This is a genomic window from Pseudonocardia sp. ZF1, assembly GCF_056835605.1.
In genome coordinates this window covers 4,638,439-4,658,075 of sequence record NZ_JAJNBY010000001.1, presented here as the reverse complement: position 1 = coordinate 4,658,075, position 19,637 = coordinate 4,638,439, and the positions used below count along the sequence as shown (strand labels likewise).

Sequence of the window (19,637 nt, the reverse complement as noted above, 5' to 3'; positions counted from 1 at the left end):
ATCCCCGGCCTGTGGACAACTCCGGCGGTTGTGGACAACTCGGCCCGGGCGGGCTCCGGCGGGGCCGCGGCGACGGTGCCGGGGGCGAGTATCGGAGCCGTGACCCCGACCCGAGCCCCGTCCGCGGCCGCCGCCCTGCTGGACCTCCTCCTGCCCCGGACCTGCGGTGGCTGCGGTGCCGGGCCGCCCGGCAGCGGGGGCTGGTGCCCGGCCTGCGCGCAGGACACCGCGGGCCCGGTGCCGGTCCGCGTGCCCGGCGCCGGCCGGGTCGCGGCGGCCGGGCGCTACCGCGGGCCGCTGCGCCGGGCCGTGCTGACCTACAAGGAGCGCGGCCGGCGGGACCTGGCGCCGGACCTGGCCGGGCTGCTGGTGGGCCCGGTGTCGGCGGTGCTCGCGCCGCGGGCCGACGGGACGCCGGACCCGGCCGCGGTGCGCCTGGTGCCGGCCCCGTCCCGGCCGTCGGCGGCCCGGGTGCGCGGCGGCGACCACGTGCTGCGGCTGTGCCGGGCGCTCGCGCCGCTGCTGACCGCTGCCGGGCTGCCCGCCCGCACCGACGCGGTCCTGGCCCTGCACCGCCGCGCCCGGGACTCGGTGGGGCTCGACGGCGCGGGCCGGGCGGCGAACCTGGCCTCGGCGCTGCACCCGGCCCGGGGCCGCGAGCCGGTGCCCGCGGCCCCCGGGGAGGCGGTGCTGCTGGTCGACGACGTCGTGACCTCCGGGGCGACCCTGCGGGCCTGCGGGGCGGCGCTCGCCGCATCCGGACTGCCCGCCGTGGGGCCGTGGTGCTCGCCGACGCCTCGGCCCGACGGCGCCTACCGGGTGGCCGACTGTGACAGCGGTCACACGGATCGGCGGGTCAGCCGATCTCCCGGTCAGTCGTCCACAGTGGTCGCCGGAAGCGCGATCCGGAGGTGAGCGTGCCGCTCCGCGGGCGACGGGTCACCCGGGTGCCGCAGGGTCGTCGCACACCGCGTCCGATGGCACCAGGGTGTCCACCCGACGGGTCGGCGAACGGCCTGTCCCGGAGGCGGATTTCCCGATAACGTCCGCTGAACTCCGACCGCTACCACATCAGGAGGAACGACCGCGAGCCCACCCCCCGGGGCCGTCGTCGGGTCCCGGGTTCAGCACGACTGAAGCGAGGGATGTTCGAGTGGAGATCGTCGTCACCGGCCGGAACGTCGAGGTGCCGGAGCACTTCCGTGGCCTGGTCCAGGACAAGCTCAGCCGCCTGGAACGCCACGACCACAAGATCGTCGGAATGGAGGTGGAGCTCTTCCACGAGCCGAACCGCCGTCAGCAGAAGTCCTGCCAGCGCGTCGAGATCACCGGGCGCGGCGGCTGCGGAGCCGTCGCCCGCGCCGAGGCCTCCGCCGCCGACTTCTACGCCGCGCTCGACATGGCCGTCGGCAAGCTCGCCGAGCGGCTGCGCCGCTCCCACGACCGCCGCAAGCCCAGCCGCCGCGACCGCGTGGCCGCCTCCCGCGCCGCCGCCGACGCCTCGGCCGTCGCGCTGATGGAAGCGGCCCCTCCCGTCACCGACACCATCCCCGCACCGCGCAGCCACGACGAGTCGCTGACCGACGACGAGCTGGTCCGCCTCGAGCAGCAGTGGGAGGCCGAGTACCGGCCCGGACGCATCGTCCGCGAGAAGTCCCACCCGGCCACACCCATGAGTGTCGACGAGGCGCTGTCACGGATGGAGCTCGTCGGCCACGACTTCTACATGTTCGCCTGCAGTGAGACCGGCCGTGCCTCGGTCGTCTACCGCCGCCGCGGCTACGACTACGGCGTGATCCGGCTCGACGGCTGACCACCCGCGCCCGACGGTGCCCGTACCGCGGCGGGGAACGCCTCCCCGCCGCGGCGCGGGCCACCGTCGCCGGTGCCCGTACCATGGACGACGGGGTCGGCCCGCCGTGCGGCGCCGGTGCCGTGCCGGTGCCGCCCGCGGCACCGGGTCGCGGCGCGGAGACCGTGGTGGGAGGCCCCGTGTCCTGACCGCGACGTGAATGAGGTCGGCAGTGCCCTTCCTGAGTCGACTCCTCCGGGCCGGCGAAACCAAGCTGGTGAAGCGGCTCGCGAAGATCGCCGCGCACATCGACGGACTGGAGCCCGATTTCGAGGGCCTCACCGACACGCAGCTGCGCGCCAAGACCGACGAGTTCCGCCGTCGCCACGCCGACGGCGAGTCACTCGACGACCTGCTGCCCGAGGCCTTCGCCACGGTGCGCGAGGCCGCCCGGCGCACGCTGGGCCAGCGCCCGTTCACCGTGCAGCTGATGGGTGCCGGGGCCCTGCACATGGGCAACGTGTCGGAGATGGGCACCGGTGAGGGCAAGACCCTGACCTCGACGCTGGCCGTCTACCTCAACGCGCTGCCCGGCGACGGCGTGCACGTGGTCACCACGAACGACTACCTCGCCAAGCGCGACTCCGAGACCATGGGCCGCATCCACCGCTGGCTCGGTCTCACCGTCGGCGTGATCCTGTCGGAGATGACCCCGGCGCAGCGCCGCGAGCAGTACGCCTGCGACGTCACGTACGGCACGAACAACGAGTTCGGTTTCGACTACCTGCGCGACAACATGGCGTGGAACACCGCCGACATGGTCCAGCGCGGGCACAACTTCGCCATCGTCGACGAGGCGGACTCGATCCTCATCGACGAGGCCCGCACGCCGCTGATCATCTCCGGCCCGGCCGAGCAGAGCGCCCGCTGGTACCAGGAGTTCGCGCGGCTCGCGCCGATGCTGTCCAAGGACATCCACTACGAGGTCGACGAGCGCAAGCGCACCGTCGGCATCACCGAGGAGGGTGTCGCGCTGATCGAGGACCAGCTCGGCATCGACAACCTCTACGAGTCCGCGAACACCCCGCTGGTCGGCTACCTGAACAACGCGGTCAAGGCCAAGGAGCTGTTCAAGAAGGACAAGGACTACATCGTCAACGACGGTGAGGTCCTGATCGTCGACGAGTTCACCGGTCGTGTGCTCGCCGGCCGTCGCTACAACGAGGGCATGCACCAGGCGATCGAGGCCAAGGAAGGCGTCGAGATCAAGCCGGAGAACCAGACCCTGGCGACGATCACGCTGCAGAACTTCTTCCGGCTCTACGACAAGCTCGCCGGCATGACCGGTACGGCCCAGACCGAGGCCGCCGAGCTCCACGAGATCTACAAGATGTCGGTCGTCTCGATCCCGCCGAACCGGCCGCGGGTGCGCGCCGACCAGGCCGACCTGATCTACAAGACCGAGCCCGCGAAGTTCGAGGCGGTCGCCGACGACATCGCCGAGAAGCACGAGAAGGGCCAGCCGGTCCTGATCGGTACGACGAGCGTCGAGAAGTCCGAGTACCTGGCGACGCTGCTGTTGCGCCGCGGGGTGCCGCACGAGGTGCTCAACGCGAAGAACCATGCGCGCGAGGCGCAGATCATCGCCCAGGCCGGGCACGCGGGCGCCGTCACCGTCGCCACGAACATGGCCGGTCGCGGTACCGACATCATGCTCGGCGGCAACCCCGAGTTCCTCGCCGACCTGGAGCTGCGCAGCCAGGGCCTGGACCCGGTCGAGACCCGTGAGCAGTACGAGGCCGCGTGGGACGCGGTGCTCGACCGCATGCGCAAGCAGGTCAAGGCCGAGGCCGACGAGGTCCGCGCCGCGGGCGGGCTCTACGTGCTCGGCACCGAGCGCCACGAGTCCCGCCGCATCGACAACCAGCTGCGCGGCCGGTCCGGCCGGCAGGGCGACCCGGGCGAGTCCCGCTTCTACCTGTCCCTCGGCGACGAGCTGATGCGCCGCTTCAACGGCCAGGTCGTCGAGTCGATCATGAACCGGTTCAACCTGCCGGACGACGTGCCGATCGAGGCGGGGATGGTCACCCGCGCGATCCGCAGCGCGCAGACCCAGGTCGAGCAGCAGAACTTCGAGATCCGCAAGAACGTCCTCAAGTACGACGAGGTGCTCAACCAGCAGCGCAAGGTCATCTACGACGAGCGTCGCCGGGTCCTCGACGGCGAGGACGTGCAGCGCCAGACCCGCAACATGCTCGAGGACGTGATCCACGCCTACGTCGTCGGCGCCACCGCCGAGGGCTACTCCGAGGACTGGGACCTCGAGAAGCTGTGGACCGCGGTCAAGGGCCTGTACCCGATCCAGCTCGACTGGCGCACCGTCGCCGACGACATCGACGACCTGTCGGCCGAGGAGCTCGAGCGGGTCATCCTCGCCGACGCCGAGGCCGCGTACGCCCGGCGCGAGGCCGAGATCGACGCGTTGATCGGCGCCCAGGGCGGGATGCGCGAGCTCGAGCGCCAGGTCCTGATGCAGGTCATCGACCGCAAGTGGCGCGAGCACCTCTACGAGATGGACTACCTCAAGGAGGGCATCGGGCTCCGGGCCATGGCCCAGCGCGACCCGGTGATCGAGTACCAGCGCGAGGGCTTCGACATGTTCTCCGCGATGCTCGAGGGCATCAAGGAGGAGACGATCGGGCACCTGTTCAACGTCGTCGTCCAGGTGCAGCAGCCGGCCGCCCCCGTCCAGGAGGCCGAGCCGGAGACGACCGAGATCCCGGTCGTACGCCGGGTCCCGGCCGAGGACCCCGCCGAGTCCACCGTGGTCCTGCCGAACCTGTTCCGCACCAGCCCGCCGCAGAACCTGCAGTACAGCGGCCCGGGCGAGGACGGCGGGGTCGCGCGTCGCGGCGAGGGCGGGGCGGCCGCCCCGGGCACCGGTCGTACCGGTCGTCACCAGGTCCCGGCCCGTGGCCACGGGGCGTCCGCGAACGGCGACGACGGCGTCAACCGCGCCGAGCGGCGCCGCGCGGAGAAGGCCCGCCGGCGGCGCTGAGCTCCGGGCGCCGCCGGCCGGGCTCGGCCGCGTCGCGCCTCACACGAGCCGGACGGCGGTGGCGAGCCACCGGCCGTCCGGCGCCCGGTCCAGCCGCAGCGCCAGGGCACGCACCCGCCCGGCGACGCTGACGGTCGCGCAGACCTCGGCGACGTCCGGCCGAGGCAGACCGAGGTGCACCCGCGGCGCCCGGCGTGCGGTCGAGCCGCCCGGGCTCCCGCAACCGGGGGCACCGACCCGTCCCCCGGGGCCCGGGCGGCCACGGGGCGGGCGCGCCGGGTGCACGATCCGGGCCGCGGTCAGGTAGCGGCGCACCGCCGGGGTGGTGACGGCGGTGACCCCGTCCGGCGGGCGGCGCCCGGCGAGCACCTCGGTCAGCAGCCGGACGATCTCGTGGGCCGGGGCCCGGACCCGGTCGGCGTCGGCCGGGGAGGTCTCCTCGGGCACCGTCGGCGCCGGGACGGGGCGGACCGCCCCGCGCGGTGCGGGCGCCGGTCCGGAGGACATCCGGAACCCACCCGGCAGGACGACGACGACCCCCGGTGCGAGCGGTTCCGGCACCTCGGCGGGGGTGCGGACCAGGAGCGCGCCGGGGCCGGGCGGCGGCGGAGCCTGCCCGTCGACGGCCCCGGCCTGCGCGGACGTGACCGGGGACCCGGACGCGTCGACGGCACCGGTGTCGGCGCCCGGTGCCGGGGCGACGGCGGGCGCCGCCGTCCCCACCCGCGAGGACGCGTGCCGCGCGTGGCCGGCCGCAACCGGGGCGGGACGGGCCCGGTTCCCGGGAGGCGGTGGCGCGGGCGCGGCCCGTGTGCCGGGAGTGGTGTCGGTCCGCGGGCTGGAGGTGCCCCCCGCCGGGGCGGTGCCGGTCGTCGTCGTGGTCACGGCGCCAGACTGCGACGGTCCCGGTGGCCGCGACGGGGCCCGGCCCGGATCCGCCACCGGATCGTCCGGTGCCGCACGGTCCGGTGCCGCACGGTCCGGGGGCGCACGTGCGGCCGGCGTGGTCCGGCGCCCCGACGGAGCCACGGAGGCGAGCGGCGCCTGAGCCGCGGTCGTGAGCCGCCCTCCGGTGGGGCCGGTGTTCACGAACGCGACCGGCCCCGCCCGACCGCCCCCGCCGGGCCCCGCCGCGTCCTACCCTCCCGCGATGCCCGCACCCCACCCACCGGGACGCATCGACCTCACCCCGCCCCGCCTCGTCGCCGCTCCCGACCCGGTGGACGGCCCCGCGGAGTCGCTGGCCGACCTCGTCGTCCGGGCCGGGGCGGCGGTGCTCGCCGAACGCCGGCGGCGGACCGGGGGCCACGGCCTCGGTGTCACCGGGTTCGCCGTCCTCGACGTGCTGGAGCGGTGCGGCGGACTGGCCCAGCGCGAGCTCGCCGCCCGGGTCCGGGTCGCCCCGACCAGCCTGACCCCGGTCGTCGACGCGCTGGAGGCGGCGGGGCTGGTGGCCCGCCGCGGGGACCCGGCGGACCGGCGGGTACGGTTCGTCGCGCTCACCGACGCCGGGCGGGACCGGTGGCGCGACGCCCGCCCCGACGGGCGCGGACCGTGGCTGCGGGAGCCGGCGGACGGGCTCGACGACGCCGTCCGCGCCTATCTGCTCGCGGTGATCGCCGACCTGGAGCAGGATCGGCCCGACGTGACGTGATCGGCGGGGGAGTGCGATGGGACGGACCGCGGTCGAGGTGGTCGACCTGGTGAAGCGGTACCCGAAGGCGAAGGGCAACGCCGTCGACGGCCTGTCGTTCTCGGTGGCCGAGGGTGAGGTGTTCGGGCTGCTCGGGCCCAACGGCGCCGGGAAGACCACGACCGTCGGCGTGCTGACGACCCGCGTGGTGCCGACCTCGGGTACGGCCCGGGTCGCCGGGCTCGACGTGCGTGCCGACGCCGTCGCCGTCTGCGCGAAGCTGGCCGTCGTCCCGCAGCGCCAGAACCTGGACCGTTCCCTCGGTGTCCGCGACAACCTAGTCTTCCACGCCGCCTACCACGGCGTCGGGCGGGCGGAGCGCAACCGCCGCGCCGACGAGCTGCTGGAACGGATGGGGCTGACGGACAAGGCGAAGGCCGTCGCCGACGACCTGTCCGGCGGCCAGGCCCAGCGCGTCATGATCGCCCGCGGGCTCATGCACTCCCCGGAGGTGCTGTTCCTCGACGAACCCTCGACCGGCCTGGACCCGCAGGCCCGGCTGTTCGTCCACGACCAGATCAGCGGGCTGCGCGACGAGGGCGTGACCGTCGTGCTCACCACCCACGACATGGACGAGGCGTACAAGCTGTCGGACCGGATCGGGATCGTCGACCACGGGCGGCTGCTCGCGCTGGACACCCCGGACGCGCTGGTCCGGTCGCTGCCGGGCAGCGCGACCGTCGAGATCGTCGCCGACCACGGGCCCGGTGCGGCGGAGACGCTGCGCGTGGCGCTGGCCGGGTTGGGCGGTGTCGCGCGTGCCGAGACCCCGCCGGGCCGCGGCCCGGGGGAGAACGGCACCGTGTCGGCGTTCCGGCTGTCGGTCACCGCGGAGCCGGCGGCGCTGCTGGCGCCGGCCGTCGACCTGCTCGGGCGGCACGGCGCCACGGTGCGCGACGTCAGTCTGGGGCAGGCGACGCTGGAGGACGTGTTCATCGACCTGACGGGCAGGGACCTGCGATGACCGGGCGTGCCTTCCTGGCGGTGCTGCGCCGCGACCTGTTCGTCACCGGCCGGGAGCTGCCGTCGTTCCTCGCCCAGACGCTGGTGCAGCCGTTCTTCTTCCTGCTGGTCTTCGTCGTGGTGCTCGGCCGCGGCGGCTTCGTGTCACCCGAGTACGGGCAGATCATGCTGCCCGGCCTGATCGCGCTGAACGCGATGTTCGGCGCCCTGCAGGCGGTGACGCTGCCGCTGGTGTTCGAGCTGTCCTGGACGCGGGAGATCGACGACCGGCTGCTCGCGCCGATGCCCGTGTGGGCCGTCGCCGTCGAGAAGATCGCCTTCGCGGGGCTGCGCGGCCTGCTCGCCAGTCTGCTGATGGTCCCCATCGGATTCGCGATGATCGACATCCGGTGGCCGGCCGAGGGGTTGGCCCCCGCGCTGCTGATGGTGGTGCTCGGGAGCCTGCTCGGTGCGGCGATGGGGCTCACCATCGGCACCGCGGTGCCGCCGCGGCGGATCAACATCCTGTTCGCGGTGATCTTCACACCGCTGCTGTTCACCGGCTCGGTGCAGTACCCGTGGCTCACCCTGGCCGACCTGCGCTGGTTCCAGGTGTTGTCGGCGGTGAACCCGCTGACCTACGTCAGCGAGGGGATCCGCGCGTCGCTGGTGCCGCAGGTCCCGCACATCCCGCTGTGGGTGTGCGTGCTCGTCCCGGTGGCGGCGATCGTGCTGTTCACCCTGCTGGGGATCCGCGGCTTCCTGCGCCGGGCCCTCGACTGAGCCGCGGAGCGCCCCGGGAGGCGGCGACACTCGGTACCGTCGGCCGGGTGGCGGACACCCGGACCCTGCGTGGCCTGATCGTCGACTACGGCGGGGTGCTCGACGACCCCGCCGACGGGGCCCTGCTGCTCGCCTACGCCCGTCGCGCCGCGGCGGCGGGGATCCGCACCGCACTGTTCTCCGGCGCGCACGCGGTGCCCGACGAGGTCGCCGCGGCGTTCGGCACGGTGCTCCTCGGTGCGGTCCGCGGGGCCCGCAAGCCGAGCCCGGACTCCTTCGCCGCCGCCGCGGCGGAGCTGGGCCTGCCCGCGGGGGACTGCGTCGTCGTCGACGACATGGGGGCGTGCGTGCGCGGCGCCGCCGCGGCCGGGGCGGTCGGGGTGCGCCACACCGGCGCCGAGACCACCCTCGGTGAGCTGGAGGTCCTGCTCGGGGTGCCCGCCCGCGACTGAGCCCCGGGCGACCCGCGGCGCAGCCGGGGCACACCCCGGACATGCGGAGGCGCCGCCCGCAGCGTGCGGACGGCGCCTCGTGGGCAGCCCGGCGGTGGCCGGACCGGTCGTGCCCTGCTTACTGCTGCGGGGGCGGCGGGGCCTGGCCCGGCGCGGGCGGCGGCGGGGCCTGGCCGTCCGGACCCGGCTGACCGGGGGGCGGCGGCGCGGCGGTGTCACCGGTGCCGGTCCGCTCGCGGGCGAACTTGGTCGCGGTGTCGATCTGACCGTCGTGACCGTACTTCTGCTTGGCCGCGTCGCCGACCTTGTTCAGGGCCTGGTCGACCTTGTCGTCGTGCTTGCCGAGCAGTTCCTTGGCCTTGTCCAGGAAACTCATGCGCCCCATGCTGGCCCCGTCAGCGCCGGGGCGCAGTGCCGGGCCGCCGCTCGTTCGGGTGATGGCGGCCGCCGGTCGCCGAGCGGAGCCGGGCGTGCTCCGGGCGGAGGTCGTCCACCCGGGTGACGCCGAGCAGCTGCATCGTCCGCTCCACCTCGGCGCGCAGGATCTCCACCGCGCGGGACACCCCGGCCTCGCCACCGGCCATCAGCCCGTACAGGTAGGCGCGGCCCACCAGCGCCGCGCGGGCGCCGAGCGCGACGGCGGCGACGACGTCGCCGCCGTGGGTGATCCCGGTGTCCACCAGGACCTCCGCGTCGTCGCCGAGCTCCTGCACCACCGGCTCGATCAGCTCGGCGGGCACCGGGGCCCGGTCCAGCTGCCGTCCGCCGTGGTTGGACAGCAGCACGCCGTCGGCGCCCGCGTCGGCGACGCGGCGGGCGTCGGTGACCGACTGGACGCCCTTGACCACCAGCTTCCCGGGCCAGGCCCCGCGCAGCCAGGTGACGTCGTCGAGGGTCAGCGCCGGGTCGAACACCCGGTTGATCACCTCGTAGGGGCTGCCGCCGCCCGCGGCGAGCGACTCGAACGTCAGCGGCTCGGTGGTGAGCAGGTCGAACCACCAGCGGGGGTGGCGGGCGCCGTCGACGAAGGTCCGCAGCGACAGCGCGGGCGGGATGGACAGGCCGTTGCGGGCGTCGCGGCGCCGGTTGCCGCCGACCGGGGTGTCCACGGTGAGCAGCAGCGTGTCGTAGCCGGCCTCCCGCGCCCGGGAGACGAGCTCGTGGGCGACCGAGCGGTCGCGCCACAGGTAGAGCTGGAACCAGTGCCGCCCGCCGCGCCCGGCCTCGGCGACGCCCTCGATCGTCGTCGAGCCCATCGTCGAGAGCGCGTAGGGGATCCCGGCCCGCGCGGCGACGGCGGCGACCGCGCGCTCGCCCTCGGTGTGCATCATCCGCGTGAAGCCGGTCGGGGCCAGCGCGAACGGCAGCGACGAGCGACCGCCCAGGATGTCCCGGCCGGTGTCCACCCGCGAGACGTCGGTGAGCACGGTCGGCGAGAACTCCACCGAGGCCCACACCTCGCGGGCCCGGCGCAGGCTCACCTCGTCCTCGGCGGCCCCGTCGGTGTAGTCGAACACGGCCCGCGGCGCGCGCCGCCGCGCCAGCTCGCGCAGGTCACCGATGCTCGACGCGCGGGCGAGCCGGGCCGCCGTGCGGTCCAGGGTGAACGGAGCCGGCCGCAGCAGCGGCGCCAGCTCGGACGGGCGGGGAATGCGACGGCGCACCATCGCCCGACACTAGGTGACCGGTCAGCGTCGGCGCAGCAGCTCGTAGGCGGCGACGGCGCCGGCGGAGGCGACGTTGAGCGACTCCACCCCACCGTACATCGGCAGCGAGAGGATCCCGTCGAGCCGGGAACGGACGTCCTCGGTCAGGCCGTCGGTCTCGTTGCCCAGCACCAGTGCGACCCGGGGCGGGAGCGACGCCTCCAGCAGCGAGTCGCCGCCGGCGTCGAGCCCGAACACCCCGAACCCGGCGGCGTGCATGAGGTCGACGCCCTCGGTGGCGGTGGCGCAGCGCAGCACCGGCGCGGCGAACGCCACCCCGGCCGACGCCTTGATCACCAGCGGGTCGATGGCGGGCACCCCGCGGCGGGGCAGCAGCACGCCGTCCAGACCGGCGGCCGTCGCGCTGCGCAGGATCATCCCGACGTTCGACGGGTTGGTGACGGCGTCGAGCACCAGCACCGACGCCGGCCGCCGGGTGCCCAGATCGGACAGGAAGTGCTCCAGCGGCGACATCCGCGGGGCGACGACGTCGGCCAGCACACCCTGGTCGTGGCGGCCGTTGCCGGCCAGCACCTTCACCCGCTGCGCGGTCGCGCGCTGCACCGGCACCCCGCGGCCGCGGGCGGCCGCGGTGATCTCGCGCTCGCCGCCACCGCGCACCGTGTCGGCCAGCACGACCTTGTCGACCTCCAGGTCGGGGTCGGCCAGCGCCTCCAGGACGGGCTTGCGGCCGTAGACCGTGATGAACCGGTCCTTCGGGGAGACCGCACCTGCATCGCTCACGGGGAGAAGCGTCGCACGTAGGATCGCGGCCATGCCGTCCCGGCTCTCCGCACTCGACGCGTCCTTCTTGTACCTGGAGGAGGCGACCACACCGATGCACGTCGGCGGGGTCGCCGTGTTCGACCGCCCCGACGACGGCTTCGACTACGACCGGCTGGTCGAGCTCATCGAGCAGCGCATCGCGCTGGTGCCGCGCTACCGGCAGAAGGTCCGCCACGTCCCGGGCAACCTCGCACGCCCGGTGTGGGTCGACGACCCCGAGTTCGACATCGCCTACCACGTGCGCCGGTCCGCGCTGCCCCGTCCGGGCAGCGAGGAGCAGCTGACCGAGCTGGTCGGGCGCCTGATGTCGCGCCCGCTGGACCACACCCGCCCGCTGTGGGAGATGTACCTCATCGAGGGCCTCGCCCCCGCAGCGGACGGCCGCGGCGGCGGCGACGGCGGACGCGTCGCGATCCTCACCAAGACCCACCAGGCGATGGTCGACGGGATCTCCGCCATCGACATCGGACAGGTCATCCTGGACGTGTCCGCCGAGCCGCGGGACACCCCGGACGAGCTGTGGATGCCGCGCCCGGAGCCGACCGACGGCCAGCTCGTGCTCGACGCGATCTCCGAGGCCGTCACCCGCCCCACCGAGATCGTGGACAACGTCCGGGTCGCCGCGGGCGACGCGCTGGCCACCGTCGGCAAGCTCGCCGGGGCCGCGGGCAAGGTCCTGAACATGGCCCGCACCGCGGGCCGCCGCGCGCCCGGGCTCCCGTTGAACGCCGAGATCTCCACCCAGCGCCGCTTCGCGATGGCCCGCACCGACCTGGAGGACTACCGCAAGGTCCGCGCCGCCTACGGCTGCGATGTCAACGACGTGGTGCTCGCCGTCATCGCCGGTGCCCTGCGCACCTGGCTGATGTCGCGCGGCGAGCCGGTCGCCGGGTCGTCGTCGGTGCGGGCGCTGGTGCCGCTGTCGGTGCGCGGGGAGGGCGACGTGCCCAGCTCGGCGACCGGCGGGTCGCTCGGGAACCGGGTGGCGTCGTTCCTGGTGGACCTGCCCGTCGGCGAGCCGAGCCCGCTGGTGCGGCTGCACCAGGTCACCCACCAGATGCGCGAGCACACCGACACCGGCGACGCCGTCGGCGCCGACACGCTGGTGCGGATCGGCGGGTTCGCCCCGCCGACGCTGCACGCCGTCGGCGCCCGCGCCGCGAACGGCATGGCCCGGCACTTCTTCAACCTGGTCGTGACCAACGTGCCCGGCCCGCAGTTCCCGCTCTACGCGGCCGGGGCGCGGATGCTGGAGATGTTCCCGGTGGTGCCGCTGGCGAAGGGCCAGGCCGTCTCCATCGGCCTGACCAGCTACGACGGTGGCGTGTACTACGGGCTGAACGGGGACAGGGACGCCATGGGCGACCTGGAGGTGCTCGCCGGGATGGTGGACGAGTCACTCGAGGAGCTCCTCGAGACACTGCGACAGACACCGATGACACCCGTCAGAGGAGACGACCGTTGAGGATCTACCTCCCCGCGACCTGGCCGATGCTGGCCCGCACGGTGAAGACCGGGAACTTCGAGCCGCTGGGCGGCACCGCGTTCGCACTCACCCCGAAGCTGCGCGAGTCCTACACCGCGGGCGACGACGAGGAGCTCGAGTACGCCGCGATGAACGAGGCGGCGCGGGCGTCGCTGCGGCTGCTCTCGGTCGAGTTCGGGCTGGGCGAGGACGACACCCCCGCCCGCCGGGTCGTGGTGTCCGCCGACACCGACGACGTCACCCTGCGCCCCGACCTCGACGACGGCGCGGTCCGGGTGACCGGCCCGGTCCCGGTGTCGAAGATCGCCGCCGTGCACGTGGACCTGCCGGAGGCCGAGCACGCCGTCCGGGAGGCGGCCGGCGCGGTCGACAAGGCCGACCTGGGCGACATGGACGCCGAGTTCCTCGTCGGCGAGGCCGAGGACCACGAGCTGGCCTGGTACGACGGCACCGAACTGCCGTTCCTCGTCGAGCTGGGCTGAGCCCCGGCGGGCGGTCAGCCCGTCCCGGCCGGCGGCCCCGGTGCGGGATCGGCGAACAGCGGGTCCCGCCCCTCCAGCCGCGCGGTCACCGCCTCGCGCTGGTTCGGGCTCGCGATCAGCGCACCGATCTCGGCCTGTTCGGCGGCGAGCTGCTCGGCGGGTGGGCGGGGCGCCGCGAGCAGCCGCTTCGCCGCACGCACGGCGTGCGGGTTGCGCGCGGCGATCTCGTGCGCGGTCGCCAGCGCGGCCGCCCGCGGGTCCTCGGCGGTGCGGGTCGCGAGCCCCAGCGCGACGGCCTCGGTACCGGACACCGTGCGCCCGGTGAAGGTCAGGTCGCGGGCGACGTCGCGCCCGACCAGCTGCGGCAGCAGCAGCGTGCCGCCCATGTCGGGCACCAGGCCCCACACGATCTCCAGCACCGACAGCGTCGCGGTGGGCGCGACGATCCGCAGGTCCGCCCCCAGCGCGATCTGCAGCCCGCCGCCCAGCGCGTGCCCCTGCACGGCGGCGATCACCGGCACGTCCAGCTCGGCCCAGACGTGGGCGGCGCGCTGCCCGGTCGCGTGCGCCGGGGAGCCCTCGCGCGGCGGGGGCGGCTCGGCGGTGGCCGAGAGCCGTTCCCCGGAGCGCATCGCGCGGAACATGTCGCGGTCCAGCCCGGCGCAGAAGTCCGGCCCGTCCGCCGAGAGGACCACCGCGCGGACGTCCGTGCGGTCGCGCAGCGCCTCCGCGGCGTGCACGATCGCGGTGAACTGGACGACGTCGAGGGCGTTGCGGCGCTCCGGGCGGGTGAGCCGCACCTCGGCGACGCCGTCGTCCACGGTGGTCCGGACACGCTCGCTCATGCACCGGACCGTAACCCGGATCGGAGGCCGGTATGGCGTTCGTCGCGCCGCAGCTGCACGAGGTGACCCGTGGGCTCGCGTTCCCGGAGGGCCCGGTGGCGCTGTCCGACGGGTCGGTGCTCGTGGTCGAGATCGCGGCCGGGCGGCTGACCCGGGTGCTGCCCGACGGCGGCCACGTCACCGTCGCCGAGACCGGGGGTGGCCCGAACGGCGCCGCGATCGGCCCGGACGGCGCCGTCTACGTCTGCGACAACGGCGGCTTCACCTGGCACACCCGCCCCGACGGCACCGTGTACCCGGGCAACCAGCCCGAGGACTACCGCGGCGGCGCGATCCTGCGCGTCGACCCCGACACGGGCCGCTCCTCGGTGCTCCACGACGGCCTGCGCGGCCCCAACGACATCGTCTTCGCCGCCGACGGCACCTTCTGGTTCACCGACCTCGGCAAGCGCCGCCCCCGCGAGGTCGACCTCGGCGGGCTGTACCACGCCCGTCCCGACGGCTCGGCGCTCACCGAGGTCGTGCACCCGCTCATGACCCCGAACGGCGTGGGCCTGTCCCCGGACGGGTTACGGCTCTACGTCGCCGAGACCGCCACCGGCCGTGTCTGGTGCTGGGCGGTGACCGGACCCGGCGCGCTCGCCGCGCCGCCGGAGCTGCCCGGCCCGCCCGGCCCCGGCGACGCCCGGCTGCTGCACGGCTTCGCCGGGTTCCGCAACCTCGACTCGCTCGCCGTCGACGGCGACGGGAACGTCTGCGTGGCCACCCTGGTCTCCGGCGAGGTCAGCGTGCTGTCCCCGGCCGGGGAGCTGCTCGGCACCGTCGCGCCGCCCGAGCACGACCCGCACGTCACGAACATCTGCTTCGCCGGCGCCGGGTCGCGCGAGGCGTGGGTCACCTCGTCGGGGTGGGGGCGGCTCTACCGCTGCACCTGGCCGGTCGACGGCCTGGACCTGGCGTTCCGCCGCTGAGGACCCGGGTCAGCCGCGGACCGGCGGCTCGATGGTGATCGGGGCGCCCCAGCCGTCGTAGCGGACGAGGACGTCGAGCGCCGCTCCGTCGGGGAGCTGCTGGCGGACCCGGCTGCGCAGCGGCCTGCGCTCGGCGTCGACCCAGATCTCCGCGCTCAGCCGGGTCAGCCCGGCCCGCTGCTGGGCCTGCAGCGCCGTGCGGCGCGCCGGGTCGGTCTCGGTCGCCGCGGCCCGGACCAGGTCGACGACCAGTGTGTAGTGCACGGCCGGGGTGCCGTCGACGGCGTCGTCGGCGGCCTCGGCGACGAGCACCGCGTCCGGGTAGCGCGCGACCGCCCCCAGCGGGTCCAGTCCGGCGGCGACGTTCGCGGCCAGCGTCGCGTGGGACATCTGCTCCGGGGGCAGCGCCACCCGGCCGGCCTCGCCCCAGCCGCGGTCGCCGGGGCGCAGCCAGGTCCGGCCGTCGATCCGGATGAGCTCCGTGCTCCGGGCGACCGCGCCGGACGGGCCGGAGCGCAGCAGCAGCCGCACCGCGGGGGCGTCCCCGTCCTGGCCGACCCGCAGGGCGCCGTCGCCGGTCACCGGGACGGTCGTGCCGTCGTGGGTCAGGGTGCCCGCCACCGACAGCGTCGAGCCGCCGTCGAGCCGGGTACGGGCCCGGACGTCGGTGATCAGCGGCGCCGGGTCGTAGTACTTCGGCAGCGCGGCGGGCGCGGCGGCGGGCGGTGCGGGGGTGTCACCGAGGGAACCGGGCCAGGCGCAGCCGGTCAGCCCGGGCACCAGCACCGCCCCGCACAGCAGCAGCGTCATCGCGCGCCGTCCCGGCACTACCCGCTCCCCGGCCGTCGTCGTGATGGTCAGAACCTGTCGCTCGCCAGCGCCACCAGCACGCGGCGCAACGCCTCGAGTCTGCCTCCTCCGAGTGCGCCGGAGGCGACCAGGTCGTCCAGTGCGCACTCCGGGTCGGCGGGCGGCCCGAGGTGCCCGCAGCCGCGCGGGCAGTCCTCGATCGCGGTCGCCAGGTCGCCGAACGCGGCGACGACGTCGTCCGCACCGACGTGCGCCAGCCCGAACGAGCGCACCCCGGGGGTGTCGACCACCCAGCCGTCGGCGTGCGGGAACGCGAGCGCGGCGGTGGTCGTGTGCCGTCCCTTCCCGACGCCCGACACGACCCCGGTGGCCTGCTCGGCGGCCGGGACGATCGCGTTGACCAGGGTGGACTTGCCGACCCCGGAGTGCCCGACCAGTGCGCACAGCCGCCCGGACAGCTCCTCGCGCAGCGCGTCCAGCCCGGACGGAGGCCCGGACTCCGAGCGCCCGGTCACCAGCACCGGCACGCCGAGCTCGCGGTACTGCGCCGCGAACGGCTCCGGGTCGGCGAGGTCGGACTTGGTCAGGCACAGCACCGGCTGCAGCCCACCGGCGAAGGCCGCGACCAGGCAGCGGTCGACGAACCCGCTGCGCGGCACCGGGTCGGCGACGGCGGTGACCACGATCAGCCGCTGTGCGTTCGCGACGACGATCCGCTCGTAGGGGTCGGTGTCGTCGGCGGTGCGGCGCAGCACGGTGTCACGCTCGGCGACCCGCACGATCCGGGCGAGGGTGTCCGGCTCTCCGGACAGGTCCCCGACGAGGTCCACCCGGTCCCCGACGACGACCGGCGTCCGGCCCAGCTCGCGGGCCCGCATGGCGACGACCTGGGGCAGGCCCGGGTCGGCGTCGACCGCGCAGGTCCACCGTCCCCGGTCGACGGCGGTGACCATCGCGCGGGTCGCGTCGGCGTGTGCGGGCCTGCGCTTGCTGCGCGGCCTGCTCCCACGCCGTCCGGGGCGAACACGGACGTCGGACTCGTCGAGCCTGCTGATGTCGCGGGGCATGTCAGTTCCCGACCAGCGCCGCCCACCGGCCGGGGAAGTCCGGGATGGTCTTGTCGGTGCTCGCCACGTCGTCGATCTCGACGCCCGGCACCACCAGCCCGATGATCGCGCCCGCGGTCGCCATCCGGTGGTCGGCGTAGGCGCCCCACGGCCGGTCGGACCGCCCGGTGAGCGGCTTCGGCTCGATGACCAGGCCGTCCTCGGTCTCGGTGACGGCACCGCCGAGCGCGGTGATCTCGGTGGCGAGTGCGGCGAGCCGGTCGGTCTCGTGGCCCCGCAGGTGCCCGATCCCGCGCAGCCGCGAGGTGCCCGACGCCAGCGCGGCCACCGCGGCGACGGTGGGGGCGAGCTCGCCCGCGTCGTGCAGGTCGACGTCGACGCCGGTGAGCCGGTCCGGTCCGGTCACGGTGAGGCCGTCGGCGGTGTGCGTGACCGTGGCGCCGAACTGCTCCAGGACCGGCAGGACGTCGACGCCGGGCTGGGTCGTCTCGGCCGGCCAGCCGCGCACGGTGACCCGCCCGCCGGTCACGACGGCCGCGGCGAGGAACACCGAGGCGTTCGACAGGTCCGGCTCGACCGACCAGTCCCGCGCCGCGACCGGGCCGGGCTCGACCCGCCAGGTGTTCGGCTCGGCGTCGTCGACGGCCACCCCGGCGGCGCGCAGCATCTCCACGGTCATCGCGATGTGCGGCAGCGACGGCAGCGGCGCGCCCTCGTGGACCACGGTCACGCCGCGCTCGAACAGCGACCCGGACAGCAGCAGCCCGGACACGAACTGCGACGACGCCGACGCGTCGATCGTGACCTCGCCGCCCCGGACCGGGCCGCCGTCGAGCACGAACGGCAGCGCGTCGGCGGCGCCGTCGTAGGACACGGTGGCACCGAGTGCGCGCAGCGCGTCCAGCACGGTGCCCATCGGGCGCTCCCGGGCGCGCGGGTCGCCGTCGAAGCGGACCGCACCGGACGCCGTCGCCGCGGCCGGGGGGACGAACCGCATGACCGTGCCGGCGAGCCCGCAGTCGACCGCGGCGGGCGCCTCGGGGGTCCCGCCGCGCAGCCCGGGGTGCGCGCCGATCTCCACCGTGTCCCCGAGCGTGGTGACCGGGACGCCGAGCGCGGCGAGCGCCCCGGTCATCAGCGCGGTGTCGCGGGTGGGCGGGGCGCCGTCGACCCGGACGCCGCCGCCGGACAGGCCGGCGAGCAGCAGCGCACGGTTGGTCACCGACTTCGACCCGGGGACGGTGACGGTGCCGGTCACCGGCGACCCGGGCGTGGGGGCGGTCCAGTTGCTCACGCCTCCATCCTTCCCCACGTGGGAGGATGGGGCGCATGTGCGGCCGTTACGCCTCCACCAAGGCCCCCGCGGACCTGGCCGACGAGTTCCACGCCGTCGACGCGACCGAGGAGTCCTCGCAGCGTCCGGACTACAACGTGGCGCCGACCAAGGACATCACCGTGGTGGTCGAGCGCCACCCCCGCGACGAGAGCGGCGAGCCCGACCGGGACACCACCGAGCGGTCGCTGCGCACCGTCCGCTGGGGGCTGGTGCCGTTCTGGGCGAAGGACCCGTCGGCGGGTGCGCGGATGGTGAACGCCCGGTCGGAGACGATCACCGAGAAGCCCGCGTTCCGCCGCGCGGCCGCGTCGCGGCGCTGCCTGTTCCCGATGGACGGCTGGTACGAGTGGCAGCGCCACGACGCCGTCCCGAAGTCGCAGGGAGGGACCGGCAAGCCGACCAAGCAGCCGTACTTCACCCACTACGCCGACGGCGCCACGATGGCGATGGCGGGCATCTGGGAGTTCTGGCGCCCGAAGGGCGACGAGCTGACCGAGAAGTACCCCGACGGGCTGGTCACCGCCTGCGTGCTCACCACCGAGGCGGTCGGCCCGCTGGCCCAGGTGCACGACCGGATGCCGCTGCTGCTGCGCCCCGACGACTGGTCGGACTGGCTCGACCCGGACCGCGGCACCGGCGACGAGGGGGTGACCCGGCTGCTGGTGCCACCGTCGCCGGAGCTGGTCTCGACACTGGACATCCGGCCGGTCTCGCCGCAGGTCAACAACGTCCGCAACAACGCGCCCGAGCTGCTCGACCGGCTCCCCGACGACCAGGTGACCGAGCCGATCCAGCTCGACCTGCTCTCGTGACCGCGGCGCGCGAGGTCGACACCCCGCGCGGCCCGGCCCGGGTCACCCTGCACCGGTCGGGGTCCCCGCGCGGGCTGCTGCTGCTCGGGCACGGCGCGGGCGGCGGCGTCGAGGCCCCCGACCTGGTCACCGCGACCGCGGCGGCCACCGCCGCCGGGTTCGACGTCGGCCTGGTCGAGCAGCCCTACCGGGTGGCGGGCCGGCGGGCCCCCGCCCCGGCCGGGCACCTCGACGAGGCGTGGCTCGCCGTCGTCGCGGCGGTGCGGCCCGGCCACGACGGCCCGCTGGTCGTCGGCGGCCGCAGCTCCGGCGCGCGCGTCGCCTGCCGCACGGCGACGACGGCCGGTGCCGCCGCGGTGCTGTGCCTGGCCTTCCCGTTGCACCCACCGGGCCGCCCGGAGCGGACGCGGGCCCCGGAGCTCGAGGCGGCCGGGGTGCCGGTGCTCGTGGTGCAGGGCCGCAACGACCGCTTCGGCGTCCCCGGGGACGGTCCGGACCGCCGGGTCGTCCTGCTCGACGGCGACCACGGCCTGAAGCGGCAGCACGACCTGCTCGGGTCCGCCGTGGGGGAGTGGCTGGCGACACTCACCCGGTGAGTCGGTGAGGGTCGCCGCCC

20 protein-coding genes are annotated in these 19,637 nt (G+C 75.3%); 12 read left to right on the top strand and 8 right to left on the bottom strand.

What is annotated here, in order from left to right; translation table 11 throughout:
- Positions 1 to 99 precede the first annotated feature (99 nt).
- The 3 genes from ZF1_RS22375 to secA all read left to right on the top strand — a co-directional run bounded on the left by ZF1_RS22375 (position 100) and on the right by secA (position 4,850).
- Positions 100 to 915, top strand: coding sequence for a ComF family protein (locus ZF1_RS22375; RefSeq protein ID WP_482638269.1), 816 nt, complete (start codon positions 100 to 102; stop codon positions 913 to 915).
- Between the two features lie 238 nt (positions 916 to 1,153).
- Positions 1,154 to 1,813 (top strand): ribosome hibernation-promoting factor, HPF/YfiA family, encoded by a 660-nt coding sequence (gene hpf / locus ZF1_RS22370; protein ID WP_062397537.1) that lies wholly within the window; start codon positions 1,154 to 1,156, stop codon positions 1,811 to 1,813.
- A 211-nt stretch (positions 1,814 to 2,024) separates the two neighbouring features.
- Positions 2,025 to 4,850, top strand: coding sequence for a preprotein translocase subunit SecA (gene secA / locus ZF1_RS22365; RefSeq protein WP_482638268.1), 2,826 nt, complete (start codon positions 2,025 to 2,027; stop codon positions 4,848 to 4,850).
- A gap of 39 nt (positions 4,851 to 4,889) precedes the next feature.
- On the opposite strand, the gene ZF1_RS22360 is transcribed toward secA, so the two are convergent.
- Positions 4,890 to 5,735, bottom strand: a complete 846-nt coding sequence (locus tag ZF1_RS22360) for an Rv3235 family protein (RefSeq protein WP_482638267.1) — start codon at positions 5,733 to 5,735, stop codon at positions 4,890 to 4,892.
- Positions 5,736 to 6,000: 265 nt separating this feature from the next.
- Here ZF1_RS22360 and ZF1_RS22355 point away from each other — a divergent pair, with 265 nt between their 5' ends.
- The 4 genes from ZF1_RS22355 to ZF1_RS22340 are packed head-to-tail and all read left to right on the top strand — an operon-like array spanning position 6,001 to position 8,720.
- Positions 6,001 to 6,504 (top strand): MarR family winged helix-turn-helix transcriptional regulator, encoded by a 504-nt coding sequence (locus ZF1_RS22355; protein WP_482638266.1) that lies wholly within the window; start codon positions 6,001 to 6,003, stop codon positions 6,502 to 6,504.
- 16 nt (positions 6,505 to 6,520) lie between these two features.
- Positions 6,521 to 7,507 (top strand): ABC transporter ATP-binding protein, encoded by a 987-nt coding sequence (locus ZF1_RS22350; RefSeq protein ID WP_482638265.1) that lies wholly within the window; start codon positions 6,521 to 6,523, stop codon positions 7,505 to 7,507.
- Positions 7,504 to 8,268, top strand: coding sequence for an ABC transporter permease (locus ZF1_RS22345; RefSeq protein WP_178376074.1), 765 nt, complete (start codon positions 7,504 to 7,506; stop codon positions 8,266 to 8,268). Before ZF1_RS22350 ends, ZF1_RS22345 begins: the two co-directional genes overlap by 4 nt.
- Before the next feature lie 47 nt (positions 8,269 to 8,315).
- On the top strand, positions 8,316 to 8,720 hold the full coding sequence (locus ZF1_RS22340) for an HAD-IA family hydrolase (RefSeq protein WP_062397524.1): 405 nt from the start codon (positions 8,316 to 8,318) through the stop codon (positions 8,718 to 8,720).
- 118 nt (positions 8,721 to 8,838) lie between these two features.
- Here the strand turns inward: ZF1_RS22340 and ZF1_RS22335 are convergent, their stop codons facing one another.
- From ZF1_RS22335 to ZF1_RS22325, 3 genes are read right to left on the bottom strand one after another with little or no spacing between them, the layout of a single operon-like run.
- On the bottom strand, positions 8,839 to 9,096 hold the full coding sequence (locus ZF1_RS22335) for an antitoxin (RefSeq protein ID WP_482638264.1): 258 nt from the start codon (positions 9,094 to 9,096) through the stop codon (positions 8,839 to 8,841).
- Between the two features lie 19 nt (positions 9,097 to 9,115).
- Positions 9,116 to 10,387, bottom strand: a complete 1,272-nt coding sequence (locus ZF1_RS22330) for an alpha-hydroxy acid oxidase (RefSeq protein WP_482638263.1) — start codon at positions 10,385 to 10,387, stop codon at positions 9,116 to 9,118.
- A 21-nt stretch (positions 10,388 to 10,408) separates the two neighbouring features.
- Positions 10,409 to 11,203, bottom strand: coding sequence for a TrmH family RNA methyltransferase (locus ZF1_RS22325; protein ID WP_062397518.1), 795 nt, complete (start codon positions 11,201 to 11,203; stop codon positions 10,409 to 10,411).
- Here ZF1_RS22325 and ZF1_RS22320 point away from each other — a divergent pair.
- Positions 11,202 to 12,677 carry a WS/DGAT/MGAT family O-acyltransferase gene (locus ZF1_RS22320; RefSeq protein ID WP_405415246.1) on the top strand — a complete coding sequence of 492 codons (1,476 nt, stop codon included), beginning with the start codon at positions 11,202 to 11,204 and terminating at the stop codon, positions 12,675 to 12,677. The two genes, ZF1_RS22325 and ZF1_RS22320, sit on opposite strands and share 2 nt — an antisense overlap.
- The gene (locus ZF1_RS22315) at positions 12,674 to 13,180 is read left to right on the top strand and encodes a DUF6912 family protein (RefSeq protein WP_073576326.1); all 507 of its coding nucleotides are present in this window, start codon (positions 12,674 to 12,676) and stop codon (positions 13,178 to 13,180) included. The genes ZF1_RS22320 and ZF1_RS22315 overlap by 4 nt, the downstream gene beginning before the upstream one ends.
- A gap of 14 nt (positions 13,181 to 13,194) precedes the next feature.
- Here ZF1_RS22315 and ZF1_RS22310 read toward each other — a convergent pair whose 3' ends face one another.
- Positions 13,195 to 14,025 (bottom strand): crotonase/enoyl-CoA hydratase family protein, encoded by an 831-nt coding sequence (locus tag ZF1_RS22310; RefSeq protein ID WP_482638262.1) that lies wholly within the window; start codon positions 14,023 to 14,025, stop codon positions 13,195 to 13,197.
- A gap of 32 nt (positions 14,026 to 14,057) precedes the next feature.
- Here ZF1_RS22310 and ZF1_RS22305 point away from each other — a divergent pair, with 32 nt between their 5' ends.
- Complete coding sequence (locus ZF1_RS22305) at positions 14,058 to 14,996, top strand: SMP-30/gluconolactonase/LRE family protein (protein WP_482638261.1); 939 nt, start codon at positions 14,058 to 14,060, stop codon at positions 14,994 to 14,996.
- Positions 14,997 to 15,005: 9 nt separating this feature from the next.
- On the opposite strand, the gene ZF1_RS22300 is transcribed toward ZF1_RS22305, so the two are convergent.
- Genes ZF1_RS22300 through aroA form a run of 3 tightly spaced genes read right to left on the bottom strand, consistent with a single transcriptional unit; the run spans position 15,006 to position 18,167 of the window.
- The gene (locus ZF1_RS22300; RefSeq protein WP_405415254.1) at positions 15,006 to 15,806 is read right to left on the bottom strand and encodes a hypothetical protein; all 801 of its coding nucleotides are present in this window, start codon (positions 15,804 to 15,806) and stop codon (positions 15,006 to 15,008) included.
- Between the two features lie 47 nt (positions 15,807 to 15,853).
- Positions 15,854 to 16,873 carry a ribosome small subunit-dependent GTPase A gene (gene rsgA, locus ZF1_RS22295; RefSeq protein WP_208824101.1) on the bottom strand — a complete coding sequence of 340 codons (1,020 nt, stop codon included), beginning with the start codon at positions 16,871 to 16,873 and terminating at the stop codon, positions 15,854 to 15,856.
- A 1-nt stretch (position 16,874) separates the two neighbouring features.
- Positions 16,875 to 18,167 carry a 3-phosphoshikimate 1-carboxyvinyltransferase gene (gene aroA, locus ZF1_RS22290; protein WP_482638260.1) on the bottom strand — a complete coding sequence of 431 codons (1,293 nt, stop codon included), beginning with the start codon at positions 18,165 to 18,167 and terminating at the stop codon, positions 16,875 to 16,877.
- Between the two features lie 35 nt (positions 18,168 to 18,202).
- On the opposite strand from aroA, the gene ZF1_RS22285 reads away from it, so the two are divergent.
- Together ZF1_RS22285 and ZF1_RS22280 are read left to right on the top strand one after the other, a co-directional pair.
- Positions 18,203 to 19,021, top strand: a complete 819-nt coding sequence (locus ZF1_RS22285; RefSeq protein ID WP_208824105.1) for an SOS response-associated peptidase — start codon at positions 18,203 to 18,205, stop codon at positions 19,019 to 19,021.
- On the top strand, positions 19,018 to 19,617 hold the full coding sequence (locus tag ZF1_RS22280) for an alpha/beta hydrolase family protein (protein ID WP_482638259.1): 600 nt from the start codon (positions 19,018 to 19,020) through the stop codon (positions 19,615 to 19,617). Before ZF1_RS22285 ends, ZF1_RS22280 begins: the two co-directional genes overlap by 4 nt.
- Positions 19,618 to 19,637 lie beyond the last annotated feature (20 nt).